7 protein-coding genes are annotated in these 14,762 nt (G+C 35.3%); 2 read left to right on the forward strand and 5 right to left on the reverse strand.

Annotated features, from left to right (window positions below):
* Positions 1-19: 19 nt before the first annotated feature.
* Positions 20-1,240 (reverse strand): cytochrome P450, encoded by a 1,221-nt coding sequence (locus UABHE_RS27500; RefSeq protein WP_372366522.1) that lies wholly within the window; start codon positions 1,238-1,240, stop codon positions 20-22.
* Positions 1,241-1,641: 401 nt separating this feature from the next.
* On the opposite strand from UABHE_RS27500, the gene UABHE_RS27505 reads away from it, so the two are divergent.
* The gene (locus UABHE_RS27505; protein WP_372366523.1) at positions 1,642-8,727 is read left to right on the forward strand and encodes an SDR family NAD(P)-dependent oxidoreductase; all 7,086 of its coding nucleotides are present in this window, start codon (positions 1,642-1,644) and stop codon (positions 8,725-8,727) included.
* 79 nt (positions 8,728-8,806) lie between these two features.
* Here the strand turns inward: UABHE_RS27505 and hslO are convergent, their stop codons facing one another.
* A complete protein-coding gene (hslO, locus tag UABHE_RS27510) occupies positions 8,807-9,679 on the reverse strand; it encodes an Hsp33 family molecular chaperone HslO (RefSeq protein ID WP_372366524.1) in 873 nt (290 codons plus the stop codon).
* Between the two features lie 10 nt (positions 9,680-9,689).
* Positions 9,690-10,466, reverse strand: a complete 777-nt coding sequence (locus UABHE_RS27515) for a polysaccharide pyruvyl transferase family protein (RefSeq protein WP_372366525.1) — start codon at positions 10,464-10,466, stop codon at positions 9,690-9,692.
* A gap of 367 nt (positions 10,467-10,833) precedes the next feature.
* Here UABHE_RS27515 and UABHE_RS27520 point away from each other — a divergent pair, with 367 nt between their 5' ends.
* Complete coding sequence (locus tag UABHE_RS27520) at positions 10,834-13,053, forward strand: alpha-amylase family glycosyl hydrolase (RefSeq protein WP_372366526.1); 2,220 nt, start codon at positions 10,834-10,836, stop codon at positions 13,051-13,053.
* Positions 13,054-13,170: 117 nt separating this feature from the next.
* Here the strand turns inward: UABHE_RS27520 and UABHE_RS27525 are convergent, their stop codons facing one another.
* The gene (locus UABHE_RS27525) at positions 13,171-14,043 is read right to left on the reverse strand and encodes a hypothetical protein (protein WP_372366527.1); all 873 of its coding nucleotides are present in this window, start codon (positions 14,041-14,043) and stop codon (positions 13,171-13,173) included.
* Complete coding sequence (locus tag UABHE_RS27530) at positions 14,040-14,759, reverse strand: hypothetical protein (protein ID WP_372366528.1); 720 nt, start codon at positions 14,757-14,759, stop codon at positions 14,040-14,042. The genes UABHE_RS27525 and UABHE_RS27530 overlap by 4 nt, the downstream gene beginning before the upstream one ends.
* Positions 14,760-14,762 lie beyond the last annotated feature (3 nt).

Below are 14,762 nucleotides of genomic sequence, written 5' to 3' on the forward strand. Positions count from 1 at the left end.
TTTACCTAAAAGAATTGTTCTATTCATATTTACAACTATGTAAGCATCCAGGTAATGAAGAAATGCCAGACAGAAAATTTGAGTATACAGGTTTAATTTCTCCTCGGATTTCAATTGTTTCTACTAAATCAATTAGGACAGTTATCATTTTTGTTATAATCGTTCTTGTCAAACTAGCGCCTAAACAATAATGATTACCATGTCCAAAACTTAAGTGCGCGTTATCTGAGCGATTTAACACTAGAGAATACGGATTAGAAAACACTTCTTCATCAAAGTTTGCTGAACTAATCCATAAGGAAACTATTTCACCTGATCTAAAGGTTTGGTTACCAATTGATACATCTTTTACGACAGTTCTACCTAAATGAGAAAGAGATGTTGTCCAACGTAAAATTTCTTCCACTGCTTCGTCAATATTTATTTCTTTATTTTTCAACTGGTGCCACTGAATAGAGTCTTCAGATAGTGCTTTTAACATTCCAACAACTGCATTTCTAGGCTCTTCGTTTCCGCCCAAAAAAAGCATATAACAGTTGTAAAGAATTTCTTCAAAAGAAATATTTATCTTTGTTTTTTCTATTTTTATAAGTGTACTAACTAGATCATCGCCCAGAGAAGATCTTCGTTTCTCAACAATATTTGCAAATAACATTAAAATTCCATTACGAGCAATTGCTGATTCTTCAACTGTAGCATTCCGGTTTACAGAAGAAAGAGCTTTGGCGGAAAGAGAGTGTAACTCATTTTTTTGTTGATTATTTTCAATTCCCATTAAGTTACAAATAGTTTCAAGGACAATATCTTTGGCAAAATCCTCAGCTAAATCACACTGGGTGTCCAAAATGTCAGTTACGCGTTTTCTGATATTATGTTCTATGTTTTTAGTTATTCTTTGCATTGTAAAGCGTTTTAAAGACTTTAAGATCTCAGATCTAATAGCTAGGTGTCGTTCTCCTTGGGAGAATGTCAGCATTTTTTCTGCAGCAGGGTTTCTACCAGCAAGCAGTGAATCTAAAGAGTTACCATGTTCAGAAGTAAAATGCTCGTTATCAGATAGTATCTTACGTATATCATGATATTTAGAAACTACCCAAAATCCACCTTGCTCCGTCGGATGCCATACTATAGGTTGCACAGATCTAATATATTTCCAAATTTTTTGTAAATTAATATCTGCATGGATTTTGGGATCTACTAAATTAATTCCTGAGAGGTACCCTTTACCAAATTCAATCAAAAAAATCTCCTTTGTACTTTATCTGTTTGACATGTCAATATTCTTTGTTATCGATACCTAAATTGTCGTTAGGGGCGGCGTCGCGCTCACAAATTTAGAACCCAAGACAAGTCCTAATCAAAACAGTAGCTTTTTACATCTGTAGCAAATTTTTTATACTTTTACAAGAGTATTTACAATTCATATATTGAACAACAACAAAAAGTTTAAAAATCGGATCTAATTTTTTGGATGTTATTAAAAAAAATTGCTTTAGCAAATTTTTTCATTTAAGATACTTTTGATGGTTAGACAAGCGGTTTTTATTTATTCTTCTTTACTCTATTTATTCGAAAAACATCTATAATTTGCGATCACATAAAATAGGTAATAAAAGATTAGAAATATCTAGGAGTTCCAAAATGGAAAAGAGATCCCAAGCGCTTATTCATGGAGAAAAAAGGGCACATAACTATAATACGTTTGCTACTTACCTAGAAAAAGCAGAGCAAATTTTTATTGATGGTAAATTTATTGTCGTCCAAATAAATGGTTTCGATAAAGTATATCCCTATAAAAAATTATTTGATTTTGCACGAAGAATACTGCATTTCTTTCGCCAGTCAGGTCACAAACCGCAGGATATCATATTAGTTGACACAAGTAATATCGCTGATTTTATCGCTGCCTTTTGGGCATGCGCTTGGGGTGGATTTATCATAGTTCCAGTGCCAGCAATAGATAATATTTACGATAAAAATGTTCAAGCAATTGACAATATATCTAAAATACTACAAAGCACAAAAATATATAGCGATAACAGTATTCTTAAAGAACTTTATCAAAAAAAAATCATTATCGAATCTCTGCAAAAAGCACAAGATTTTGAGCCACACACAGAGCTCTATTCATCGCAAGCAAGTGATCATTTGGTAATGTTAATGACATCTGGTACAACAGGGAAATCAAAGCTCGCGATACACACTCAACATACGCTCATTGTTCCACTTCTCGAAATAACAAATACCATAAAAACACAATCATTTGTATATTGGCATCAATTGCATCATATATCAGGAATGCGTTTAGCAATACCTAATTTACAAACTAAATTTTATATTCCAACTTATCTAATGATGCAAAAGCCTCTATTATGGTTTGAATGTATCAATCGCTACCGCATAACAAACGCAGTGGTATCTAATTCTTTTTTACGGCATTTTTTAGATTATATGAAGCAACAACCACAGCAAAAATGGGATCTATCGTGTGTCAAACATATAGGAATTAGTGGTGAGGCAATCAATAGCAAAACAGTTTCTGATTTTTATCAACAAATGAAACCTTATGGTTTAAAACTAAAAAACATCGCTATAAGTTATGGTATGACGGAAATGGGTAATATAAGTGGTCGCGCCACTTATAATGAAAAAGAGATTCTCAATCCTCCGAAGCTCAAAAGTGTTGGTATGCCTAGCAGAGGCGTATCCATTCGCATTGTTAACAAGCAAAATAAAATATTGTTAGAAAAACAAGAAGGTAAAATTCAAGTTCGAAGCCAAGGATGTATAGCAGGTTACTATGGAGAATGTTCTCATGATAAACTATTCAACGCGGACAACTGGATGGAAACAGGTGATATGGGATTCATTGATGCTAAGGCTTTGTATATTACTGGTCGCACAAAAGAAATTATTATCATCAATGCAAAAAACTATAACTGTAGCGAAATCGAAAGTTCTGTTAACGATGCAAGTATTATTGCCTGCGGAATACGTTTAGAAAATAGTGAAACAGACAGCCTCTTAGTTTTTTTTGAGACTGATTTAGAGAACAAAGATTATATACACAAAACCATAAAAACAATCCACAGTTCTATACAACAGCATTTTGGTTTCACTCCACAATACGTTATCCCTATTACAAGTCAAGAAATTCCACGTACAGTAACAGGTAAAGTACAGCGTTCTCAATTACAAAAACAATTTACAAAAGGTGATTTTAATTCGCGTATTTCAAGTCAAACTCCTAAGAAATTCCTGGCCCCCCAAAATACTACCCAAGAACTTGTAACAAGAGCTTTCGTAAAAAATCTCAAATGCAAAAAAATAAGTATACATGATAATTTTTTTGAACTAGGTGGACATTCACTAATCGCCATTACAATTATCAGTGATCTAAACGAAATGTTTAACCTAGAACTCCCTTTTCACATGATATTTCAGGCACCAACAGTAGAAAAAATTTCCCAAATAATTACCAATAATCATCAAAAATCAACATCCATTACCCCTTTGAATCTCACAGAGTATCCTCTTTCATCTATACAACGTCAATTGTGGTTTTCACAACAACTACAACCAAAAAGTTCTTTCTATAATATGAGTAAAAACTGGCTTCTCGAAGGTAAAATTGACAGAGAAATTTTGCAATTAACCTTAGAAAAATTAGTAGCACGGCAAACTACATTGAGAACAGCGCTACACAAAAAAACAGATGGCGATATTGTACAAATTATTCACAATAAAAAGATTCCTTTGGCTATTGTGAATATGGGGCAAGGAACTAGTGATCAACAAATACAAAATGAAATAGACAAAGTCGTAAAAAAACCTTTCACTCTAACAGAGTTTCCACTAGTACGTTTTAAACTAATTCACTTATCTCATAGTAAACATATATTATGTATAGTTACCCATCACATACTAAATGATTATTGGTCAATGAATATTATTTGGAACGAACTGGTAGAATTTTATAATAGTCTCAAGGCGCAAAAAGAGCATCAACTACCGCTGCTAAAATTATGTTATGGAGATTTTTGTGCATGGCAAGAACAGCAAAAAACAGATTACCTACAACAATATTGGCTACAAAAATGTTGCGACATTTCTATTTTAGAGTTGCCTACTGACAAACCACGTCCAAAAATGCAAAGTTTTTCAGGAGCAGCTTATAAAATAACGATAAATAAACAATTAGAAGAAAAAATAATCACCTTAGCTCAAGATAATAACTGTACGTTATTCATGACTCTTGTTACGGCGTTTAATATTCTACTTAGTCGTTATAGTGGTCAAAATGATATTGTTATAGGTTCTCCCATTGCCAATCGCGACCACCGTAATACTCAAAATATTGTAGGGTTTTTTGTCAATAATCTTGTTTTGCGCAACGATCTAAGTGGTAACCCGCGTTTTTTAGATTTTTTACAAAAAGTGAAGCAAGTCACAATAGAAGCATATCAATACCAAGACTATCCATTTGAAAAACTCGTCGAGGATCTTAATCCTATAAGGGATAACAGTCGCAATCCTATTTTTCAAGTACTTGTCAATATGTTTGATATAGATAATATACATACAATGAAAAATTTAGATGGGGTATCATCTGCGCTGTATCCAACAAAAACTTCGACTACGTTATTTGATATAACGATGTATATTCAACGGCGTGAGAATTTAAGTCTGACTTTTCGATATAGTACTGATTTATTTAATAGTAAAACGATAGAAGGTATGGCAAAAAATTTTATTCAATTATTAGAAAGCATTGCCAATACTCCCGATCGTACAATCCATCAACTTAAAATGTCACGTATAGAAAATTGCACGTTGCCGGCTTTACATAAAGACATGCAGTACAAAGAGAAGACTGTTATCGACCTAATTCAAGAAAGTGTATTGTCTGTTCCAGATAAAATAGCACTTTTTGGGAGTGGTAAAGAATACACATACACACAATTAGATGTGCTCTCTAACAATGTTTGTAATGCGCTACGAAACGCAGGAGTCAAAACTGAAAACTCGGTTGTTCTTTTAAGCAGTCCTTCCATTGATTCAATCGTAGCAATGCTTGGCATACTTAAAAGCGGTGGAACATGCATACCAGTTAATCCCGATTTTATAAGTACAAAAGAGCAAAGTATTATTGAAAAAGCCCAAGTTGTTCTTTGTAATAAACAAATACAAAAAAACATTGATTGTCAACAAGTAATAACAATTGAGAACTGTATAACATACCAACAAACGCAAATACCAAAGCAGGTACTCTACGATAATCAAGCAGCTTTTGTTATTTATACATCCGGTTCTACAGGATCAGCGAGTGGTGTTGTCATTACCCATCGCAATATAGCTTCCAAGGTTCAAACTATATCGAAATCATTGGCGATAACCCCTAACGATACATGTATTCTTACCGCTTCGATTTCATTTATCGCTGCCATTCGTCAAATATTTACACCACTTATCCAAAAAGCAAAACTTGTCATTGTTGAGGCAAATACAGTGCGTGATCCTCTAGAATTATTTTATAAAGTTGCCAAGCATAAAGTCACTGTTATCGACTTTGTACCTTCGTACTGTAAAACATGTGCTCAGGTATTACTTGCATCAGAAAAAACTTTCGACCTTCACAGCATCCGTCAAATAGCTACCTCTGGAGAAAAACTTTCCTTGGATATTGTTACTTCTTGGCGAAATTTAATTCCTCAGGTACGTTTTTTAAATATATACGGTCAAACAGAAACTACTGCGGGAGTAAGCCTTTACGAGGTCCCTCAACAAGCGGATAATCTTCCCAAAAACACTCCTGCTGGTCGCGCCGTAGGAAGTAACAAAATATATATTCTTAACCCATATTTGCAACCTGTTCCACAAGGAGCTATTGGTGACATTTATATTGAAGGCAATGAAATTGCACGCAATTACTACATGGCCCCCGTCAGTACCGCTTTAAAGTTTATCCCTAATCCTTTTGGTGATGGTATTCTTTACAAAACGGAAGATCGCGGTCGATATAATAGTCAACAGCAACTGGAAATTATTGCCCGAACAGATGCCATTATTAAAGTTCGAGGTTATCGTGTTGACAAACTAGAAATTGAAACTTCTCTACGTAAACACTCTTTGGTCAAAGATGCGGCCATTATATTTTGCGACGATATACTCAAAGCATATCTATTAGTTGATGATAAAATTAATAACAAAGATATTCAACAGTACCTACAAACTCAAATAGCAGAATATATGATTCCGCAAAAAATATTTACCATTTCCCAATTTCCTAGTACAAATAGTGGAAAAACCGACTTCCTTGCTCTTCAAGAACTGGATAAAGAACAACGATTTATCCACTCTTTGAAGTGGGTATCAACAGATAGTTTACCTGAGAAAAATATTGACCAAACTTACCTATTATTCGCTGACAACACAATTGCTTTTCAACATCCTAAAATAATTGCAATAACCCATGCCAAGCAATTTAGTGCAAATAAACACAACATCGTTATCGACTACAATAATCAACAACACTACCAACAACTTGTTTGTTATTTGCAACAAATTAATTTCAACTTCAAGAATATTATCTATGCTCATTCCAATGTTGAGTTTTTTGCAAAGTTTATCAATGCTTTCTCTACTTATTTACCACAAGCACAAATAATTACACTGTGTCGCAATGTTTTCCCAGTTAGCAATAAAAATTTAATCCCTGAAAATGCTCTTATTGTTGGTGCCTCGCGTGTTCTACCTCTTGAATATCCAGGACTTCGTTACGCCTGTGTAGATCTACAAGATCAACCTTTTTCTGAAAGCATATTTCGCGAACTACAACACCGTTTACCACAACAAAATGTCGTTTACGTTGGTAACCAGCGTTATAAATCGACTTATCAATATATTCAAACTAATGAAATATCCATACAAGACAACCAAGTTTATCTCATCACTGGTGGTTTTGGTAACATTGGCTCTCATATTGCTACTACCCTTGCAAAAAAAGCAAAGGTAAAGATCGCTATCACCACTAGATCTAAAGATAATATTTCCAAGCAGGCTCAGCAAACACTTGACAAAATTAAAGAATACGGAGCTGAAGTTGCTGTCTTCGAAACCTCTTTAGATAATGAAAATCAAGTACAACAAACTATAGATAAAATACAAAACCAATTAGGCAATATATATGGCGCTATGCACTGTGCAGGAGCTAGAGAACATTTTGGTCTATTAAATTCACAAAATATCATTGATAACAAAAGTCTCTTTAAAACTCAAAGCTCCCAACTCCTTGTAGATATTTTAAAGACAACGTCATCTTCTTTCCTTTTTTTGTTTTCTTCTCTTACTTCTCTCTTTGGTCGCTATGGTCAAGCTAGTTATGCTGCTACAAATGCCTATCTTGACACTTTTGCTCATAAACACTCTACTAATAATTTACGAATAACCTCTATCAATTGGGATGTTTGGCGAGATTTCCCTGTTTCTATAGCAGAGGAAATCCCCAAAGATGTTGCCGAACTCATCCGGCGCGACGCCCAAAATGGGCTTTCCACCGAGCAAGCAATAAAAGCTGTTTTAACTATACCTCGACTAAACTACCCGCAAATCATTGCCTCAAAAAGGCCAGAAATAACAGGCTATCATATTCACGAACTTATACATGAAGCAAATTTTATTCCCCCATCAACAGAAATGGAAAAGAAAATTTGCGCTATATGGAAAAAAGCTTTACAGATAGAAAGAATAAGCGTAGAAGATGATTTTTTTGCTTTAGGTGGACATTCATTACTAGTGATTGTAGTAATAACCGAAATTCGCAACCTTTTAGGAATAGACAAAGAGAACTATGAGAAATTGCCTCTAGCGACTATGTTAACATATCCAACCATAAAGCAATTCGCAAAAGCCATAAGTAACCTAGAAACAGCATCAAATCAAATAATTATTCAAATGAATACTAAAATAGAAAAAAACCCTCCTGTTTTTCTTCTCCATGCTGCCGGTGTAGACCCCATAGGCTATCATCACCTATGTAAATGTCTTGATGGTACGGCAACAACTTACACCATTCGAACCCACGAGCTAGATAAATTCGCTTCGATTGAGAAAACGGCGCGCTATCATATTGAGAAAATGAAAAGTATACAACCTAAAGGGCCATATTTTTTAGGAGGAATGTGTATGGGAGGACTTGTAGCTTACGAGGTAGCAAAAACACTTCGCGAACAAGGAAATGAAGTAAAACTTGTTTTTATTATGGATGCTATTAATATTCCTGGAATGAAAGAATACAAAACCCGTAGAAAACATAAACTCAAACGAATAGGCCGTAAGATTAAAAATCTATATAAAGCCGTAGAGTTTATTGGTCATCTACTAATACTTGATATTAATTTTATTCGCAGAAAAATACAACGTATAAAAGACAATCTCAAACGTAAAGCGAAAAAAGTATCAAACCCTCGAACGAAGCTACAGAAAAAAATGCGCGATAGGTTACGTATTATGCGCGATAGTTATCAACCTAAATCTCACGAAGGAGAAATTATTTATATTCGTTCTGAAAAAAAGACAGGCGCAAGAGCATTAGCACGTTTCCAAGAATTAGCAACAACCGTCACATGTCATAAAATAGAAGGAACGATCCATAATGACGTTTCTCGCCCACATTTTGCAGAAGTTACAAGTGATATAATAAAGAAATATTTAAATGAATCTACATAGAGCGCGTTAATTCGTTAAAGAGTGGTGGCCCGAATAATTGCTATTATAGTGATAATTCGGGCCACTACAACCGTATTACTTACATCTCGTCAATCATCTTTTGTAAATCTTCTTCGCTAAAAATATAATGTTGCCCACAGTATTCACAAGTAATATCGACCTCGCCATCTTCTTGCAAAATATTTTTCAACTCTTCTTTTCCCAGTGAAATCAGTGCTTTTTCTGAGCGCGATCTTTGGCAAAAACATTTGAACATCGGAACTTTAGAGTCCAGTCTTTTTAAATCAAATCCAGGAAGATAAGCTTGGACAATAGCGTCAGCATCAGCACCATCTAGCACTAAATCGGTTATTGAAGGTGATTTTGCGAAAATAGTTTCTAATTTGGAAAGAAATTTTTCTTGTTGTGGTGGTAAGGCTTGAACAAGAATTCCTCCTGCACCTTTTACACGTCCATCTTGCCCAAAATACACACCTAAACTAATGGCTGTAGGAATCTGCTCTGAAGAGAGAAAATAATAAGCTAAATCCTCACCTATCTCTCCTGTATACAAATTTACAATACCAGTGTAAGGGTCTGTTTCGTGATCTATGCGTTTAACAACTTTTAGTTGTCCTTTTCCAATATACGGAGCAATTTTACTGTTTTCAATGTGCTCAACATCAAAATGAGGAGACTGGCAATAACCACGTGCATGGCCATCGTAAGTAGCGTCAACATTTATAAAACCTAAAGGACCATCACCATCAACTTTCAAGCTCACCATTGCTCCGTCTTTCATCGTTGACGCGGTTAGTATACCAGCAATAAGCAAACGTCCAAGAGCAATAGCAGGAATAGGAAAAAGTCGGTGGCGTATACGCGCATCATCTACAGTAATCGATGCATCAATTGCAATAATGCGCAAGTTATTGGTATCATCAATATATTTGACAAGTGTATCATCTTTCATTTTTTTGTCCTTAGGCAAACGGAAACGATTGTAATAATTTTTGTTGTATGTTCTCGAGGTTAGTACGTTTGTAGTTTCGCGGTATTTGTTCTACATCTTCAAGTATTGTTTTATGATTAAAAGTAAAAGGTAATACGTTGTCTATCCCAAATGCGCTATAATAATCGCGAAACTTAAAACCTTCGCCACGAACCAAGTCAGATAAACAAATCCAAGCATTGGGAATCTTAAAAGTATCTGCAACAATCAAACCATGAAGGCTAGAAGATAGAACAATTTCGCATTCCTGAATCTGTTGAAGAAAGAGTTCTGTATTTGAAAGTATGTCTATAATAACTACATGATTATTATTTTTCGCAAATTCGTCTATAATAATATTGTCTTGGTCTTTATAGTGAGGAACAATACCTAAAGCATATTTTTTCACTGGTACGGAGTTCGCTAAAAGATAACACAATAGTCCTGGGTCACCAAGTATTTGAATATTTTTATTAGTAATAGTATTTGCACTATATTGGCCGCGTATCGCATGAAAAGTATGTTTGCTAGCAAAATTCGGTTTCTGCTCTAAAAAGCCAGAACCCCATATATTTGTAGGTTTACGTAACCAATTTTTGGTAAATTTTTGTAAAATACTCCCCACCGCAGCTAAATCACATTTATGTGGAGGCGCCCAAACAACTTTGCGATTAGATATTGCTTCGCATAATACAGGAGACAACCAATCTCCAAAATTTTTCTTACCATTTTTTAAACTTGTCGACCAATAAACTTTGAGAGGTTTCATTCCAAATGTACTCTATAAGAGGTACTTTTTAGTCACGTTGCTAAACATATTTTATAGATTGTCGTTAGTTCCTGGCATTAACACCATACTTGTGGTGCTATACTGCGACTCGTAGTTAAGGAGTCCTAGAAAAAATCAATTTTATGTGAAGCTCTCCTTTCGAGAATTATCGTTTTGTAAGCAGGAAAATCGCGTATTTCTTATATAAAACAATACAACACTCTTCCCAAACAATTTACCAAATTACTTTACAGTAGGTTAAGGGCTATTTCTTTCTACATCCTCTAGCAAATTTGTGTTATACTAATTCTAAAATATATTTAAATTTCTGTTAAATTTCCATTAAATTTTGAAATAGGAGACAAGAGTGATAAGAGTTTTATTTTTAACTCTATTTGTTATTGCAACTATTTATGCTGATTTTTCTGAGATACAAACAGCAACATCTCGCGAAGGAAAATATGGAGCACACATAGACGCAGCAAATTGGGTTCACTTTGTTGTATATTCTCCTCATGCTGAACAGATAAACTTACTATTGTTCGCTAACGAGCAAGATCGAACGCCCTCACAAGAAATTCCCATGGAAAAACACGGGGAAAACTGGAAAATAAAAGTCAAAGGTCAAAGAGTTGGTGAGGGACTACACTATATGTACAAGGCTAAAGGTCCTTATAATGTTAGACCTGGAGCCCCATATGGATTAAATTTTAACGACATCTACTATTTAAACGACCCTTATAGCTATTTAAATCAAAATGTAAGTTTTTCGCGCGTTTTTCTTTCGATTCCTTATGGTGATAATAAAGAATCTATTTACGCGGGTGGCGGTAAGAGTATTGTGTATAACCACGCTAAAGACACACATCCTGGGTATGTAAAAATTGCACGACGTGATCTTATTGTTTATGAACTTCATGTTCAGGACTACACCGCTCGTGTACGCAATTTAGATCCGAAGAAACGCGGAACATACCTTGGACTGGCAGCTTCTGGGCTAAAAACCCCTGGTGGACTAAGTGCAGGACTTGATCACTTGGTAGAACTAGGTGTTAACGCCGTAGAATTAATGCCTATCATGGAGTACGACGAAGAAACAGGTAATCTTCCAGATCGCTATAATCACTGGGGATATATGACCACAAATTTTTTCACTCCTGAAGCTAGATATGCAAGCCAAAAAGGTCAACAAGTTATCGAATTAAAAAAACTTGTTCGCGAACTACACAAAAGAAAAATAGCTGTTTTCCTCGATGTAGTATATAATCACACTGCAGAACAAAGTCCTTGGGAGCATGGTAATCGTCTTGCAGTAAAGTATTACAATTTCATGGGACTGTGCAATACGCAAATGTATAGATCAACAGCCAATGGAAAACACTACTTTAATAACACTGGCACAGGGAATGACGTCACATTTTTTGGTGGTAACCGCTTCACCAAAACCTGGACAAACGACTCGCTAGCTATGTGGTATAAAGTTTACGGTGTTGATGGTTTTCGCTTTGACTTAGCGCGTATTCTCGCTGATGGCTCCGCCAATGCTGCAGACTGGGTTGACAACGATCCACGATTTGCTGGAGCACATCTTCACGCCGAACCATGGGATTTAGGAGGTCAGTGGTGGAATTTTATGGACAATGGTACTTGGAATTATTCCAATAATCGTTGGACAAAGTGGCTTGGTAAATACCGCGATCATATTCGTCGTTTTTCTGCTTCTGGAATGAAAGACCGCGCTTTATTTAAAAGACTACTTGAAGGATATGGAACCACAGCAAACCCAAATGAAGTAGCTTCTTCCAAACCTTGGCGCTCCATAAACAAACTAACTTGCCACGATGGTTACACTTTGCGCGATGTTGTCTATTTCAATGACGCTGACGGTTCTCACAATTGCTGGGACAGCAATGGAAATGAAAATCTCAGACGTGAACGTGAAAAACTAATGATGGGTGTTTTATTAACTTCGCAAGGTGTTCCCCTGATACTTCAAGGAGATGAATTTGGCCGAACAAAATCATCTGCTCAAACACAAAGTGACGCACACAATACCTACAACTACGAATCAAATAATGGTGCAAACTACATCAACAATGTCAACTGGATAGACTGGAGTCTCAAAGACGGTAATAATAGTAAGTCTCCAAACGGTCCTCGTTACGGACACGAACTATTTCAGTGGACAAAAAAACTTATCTCGCTGCGTAAAAAATGGACACATTTTCGCCGCGATCATTTTCCTACCTACGCTGACTCTTCTCAAAAAGGCAACCAAAATAACGACAAATACACTTATAGTTGGGAAAACAAGGCTTTCAATACCCCAACACAGTTATCTGTTATTTGGTGGGGAAAAGAGGGAGAGCCCGATTTGATGTTGATTTATAACGAAAATTGGCAAGACTTTACCGTAAACAATCTAGGTGATTGGTCACAAGGAGATTGGAAAGTTTTAGCACGCTCTTGGCAAAAAGAAAATAGCGATTTTGCAAATCTTGAAAACTGGCAACAACTACCAAATACAAACGGTAGCTTCACAGTAAAATCGAGATCAATGGCTATTTTGATTAGCGATAACGACTAACAAATTTAAATATAAAAAAGCGGATAAAGTTTGCCATGAACTTTATCCGCTTTTTTAATAAATTCAATCAAAAATTAACACCATAACTACGATTGATTATCCCCTGTCTTGGCCGGATTATTTTTTTTGTATAGTAATTGTTTTGCTATTCTTATCTAAAGACAACTTCATGCGATAAAGCAAACGATCTTCTTTCAAAATTCCTTTAATCAATTTAGTAACAGACCCTTGCCAGTCCTGAGTAAGGATGTTCATTGTATTCTCACTCTCGCGATATTTAATATCCATATCATCAAAACGCGTAGACAAAGCCAGTTTAACTTCCCGCCACAAACTACCATCTTCTATTTTAAATAAAATAGTTGTTCCTTTTGGAAGCAGAACTATTTTATGTTTATTAGTACTTGTGCTCCAGTTTGGCAAAACTTTCTGTAACGCTTTTTTCACGTAAGAAACTTTCTTTTTACTCCATATAGCAATAGCCCCTTTATGAGTAAGTTCCCATTCACTAATTATACGCCACTTGGCACGGCGGCATAAACTAAGTACTGTTGTGTAATCACTAGAACTAGCTTTTCCAGAAAAGAACAACAATACATAGTTGTAATTGGGTAATTTACGCGGGCGAATGCTTATCTTATTAGCATTTACTGTTACTTCACCATAACGATCTAAACGACTTTCTAAGTTTTCCGTAAATTCAACTACTTTTTCTTCATGAATTTTAATGGTAATTGTATTACCACTGCGCAATGGTTTTGCTTTTTCGATTTCTAAATCAATAATATCTTCTACAAGAGCGAAAAAGGGTTTGTGTGAAGAATGAATATCAATAAGTAATTGTTGCAAATTTTCTTCAGGCAGCTCATCTTGCGCAACAGGTTCGGAAAAAGATCTTGCCTCAACTAACACTCCCTCAGGGGCACGTTTTTCATTGGTAGTACAAGAGATCAACAACGAAAAAAGCAAAAACCATACTATATTTTTCATCTTCTATGCCGTGCCTTTTTTACATTGACAATCTGCGCAATATGGCCAGATATACGTGCGTGGAGAAGATTTTTTTTCAGTGAGAGATATGCTTTTGCAGGAGGATTATCACTTTCGAGATTTAAGCGTTGTGGTTTTTGCAAAGCGAAGTACTCACCATTTTTTTCAATAACCATAGTATCTTCTACAGGCCAATTAGGGCTGTTCACTACTTCCGCAGATACTTTTTGGGCATAATTATAAAATTTTAAATTTTTCTCTGCAAGCTCCATGATTTGTTCCATTAACTCATCTTCAATGATTACAACAGAACGATTTAAAGTTAAACTCAGTGTTTTCGCACGATACTTAAAAGCAGATAACGGAATGCTGTCATAAGGATAGCCGTTGTATTCTTTTACAAGAATCAAGTCGCGTTTATTATTTTTATGAACAAGAACTGTACTTAACACCTTATTATCAGAAACACCTAAAAATCGAGGACCACGTACTCTTGAAGGTCGTTTTATTTTTTTATTAGTTAAAAATGCAATACGAGCATTACCAAAGCTAGAATTTGGTATCGCTGTATTTCCAGTTGGATCAGAAGTGTATTTTTCCTGTTCAATTAGAGATTGGCGACCACGATTACCTTCATCTGTGTTTTGTTGTTTGTTACTGCTGCAACTACATATAAAAAGCATTAGACCAAATAAAAATAAAATAATTTTATTCATGAT

The sequence above is a fragment of the Candidatus Uabimicrobium helgolandensis genome (assembly GCF_041508025.1).
GTDB classification, from domain to species: domain Bacteria; phylum Planctomycetota; class Uabimicrobiia; order Uabimicrobiales; family Uabimicrobiaceae; genus Uabimicrobium; species Uabimicrobium helgolandensis.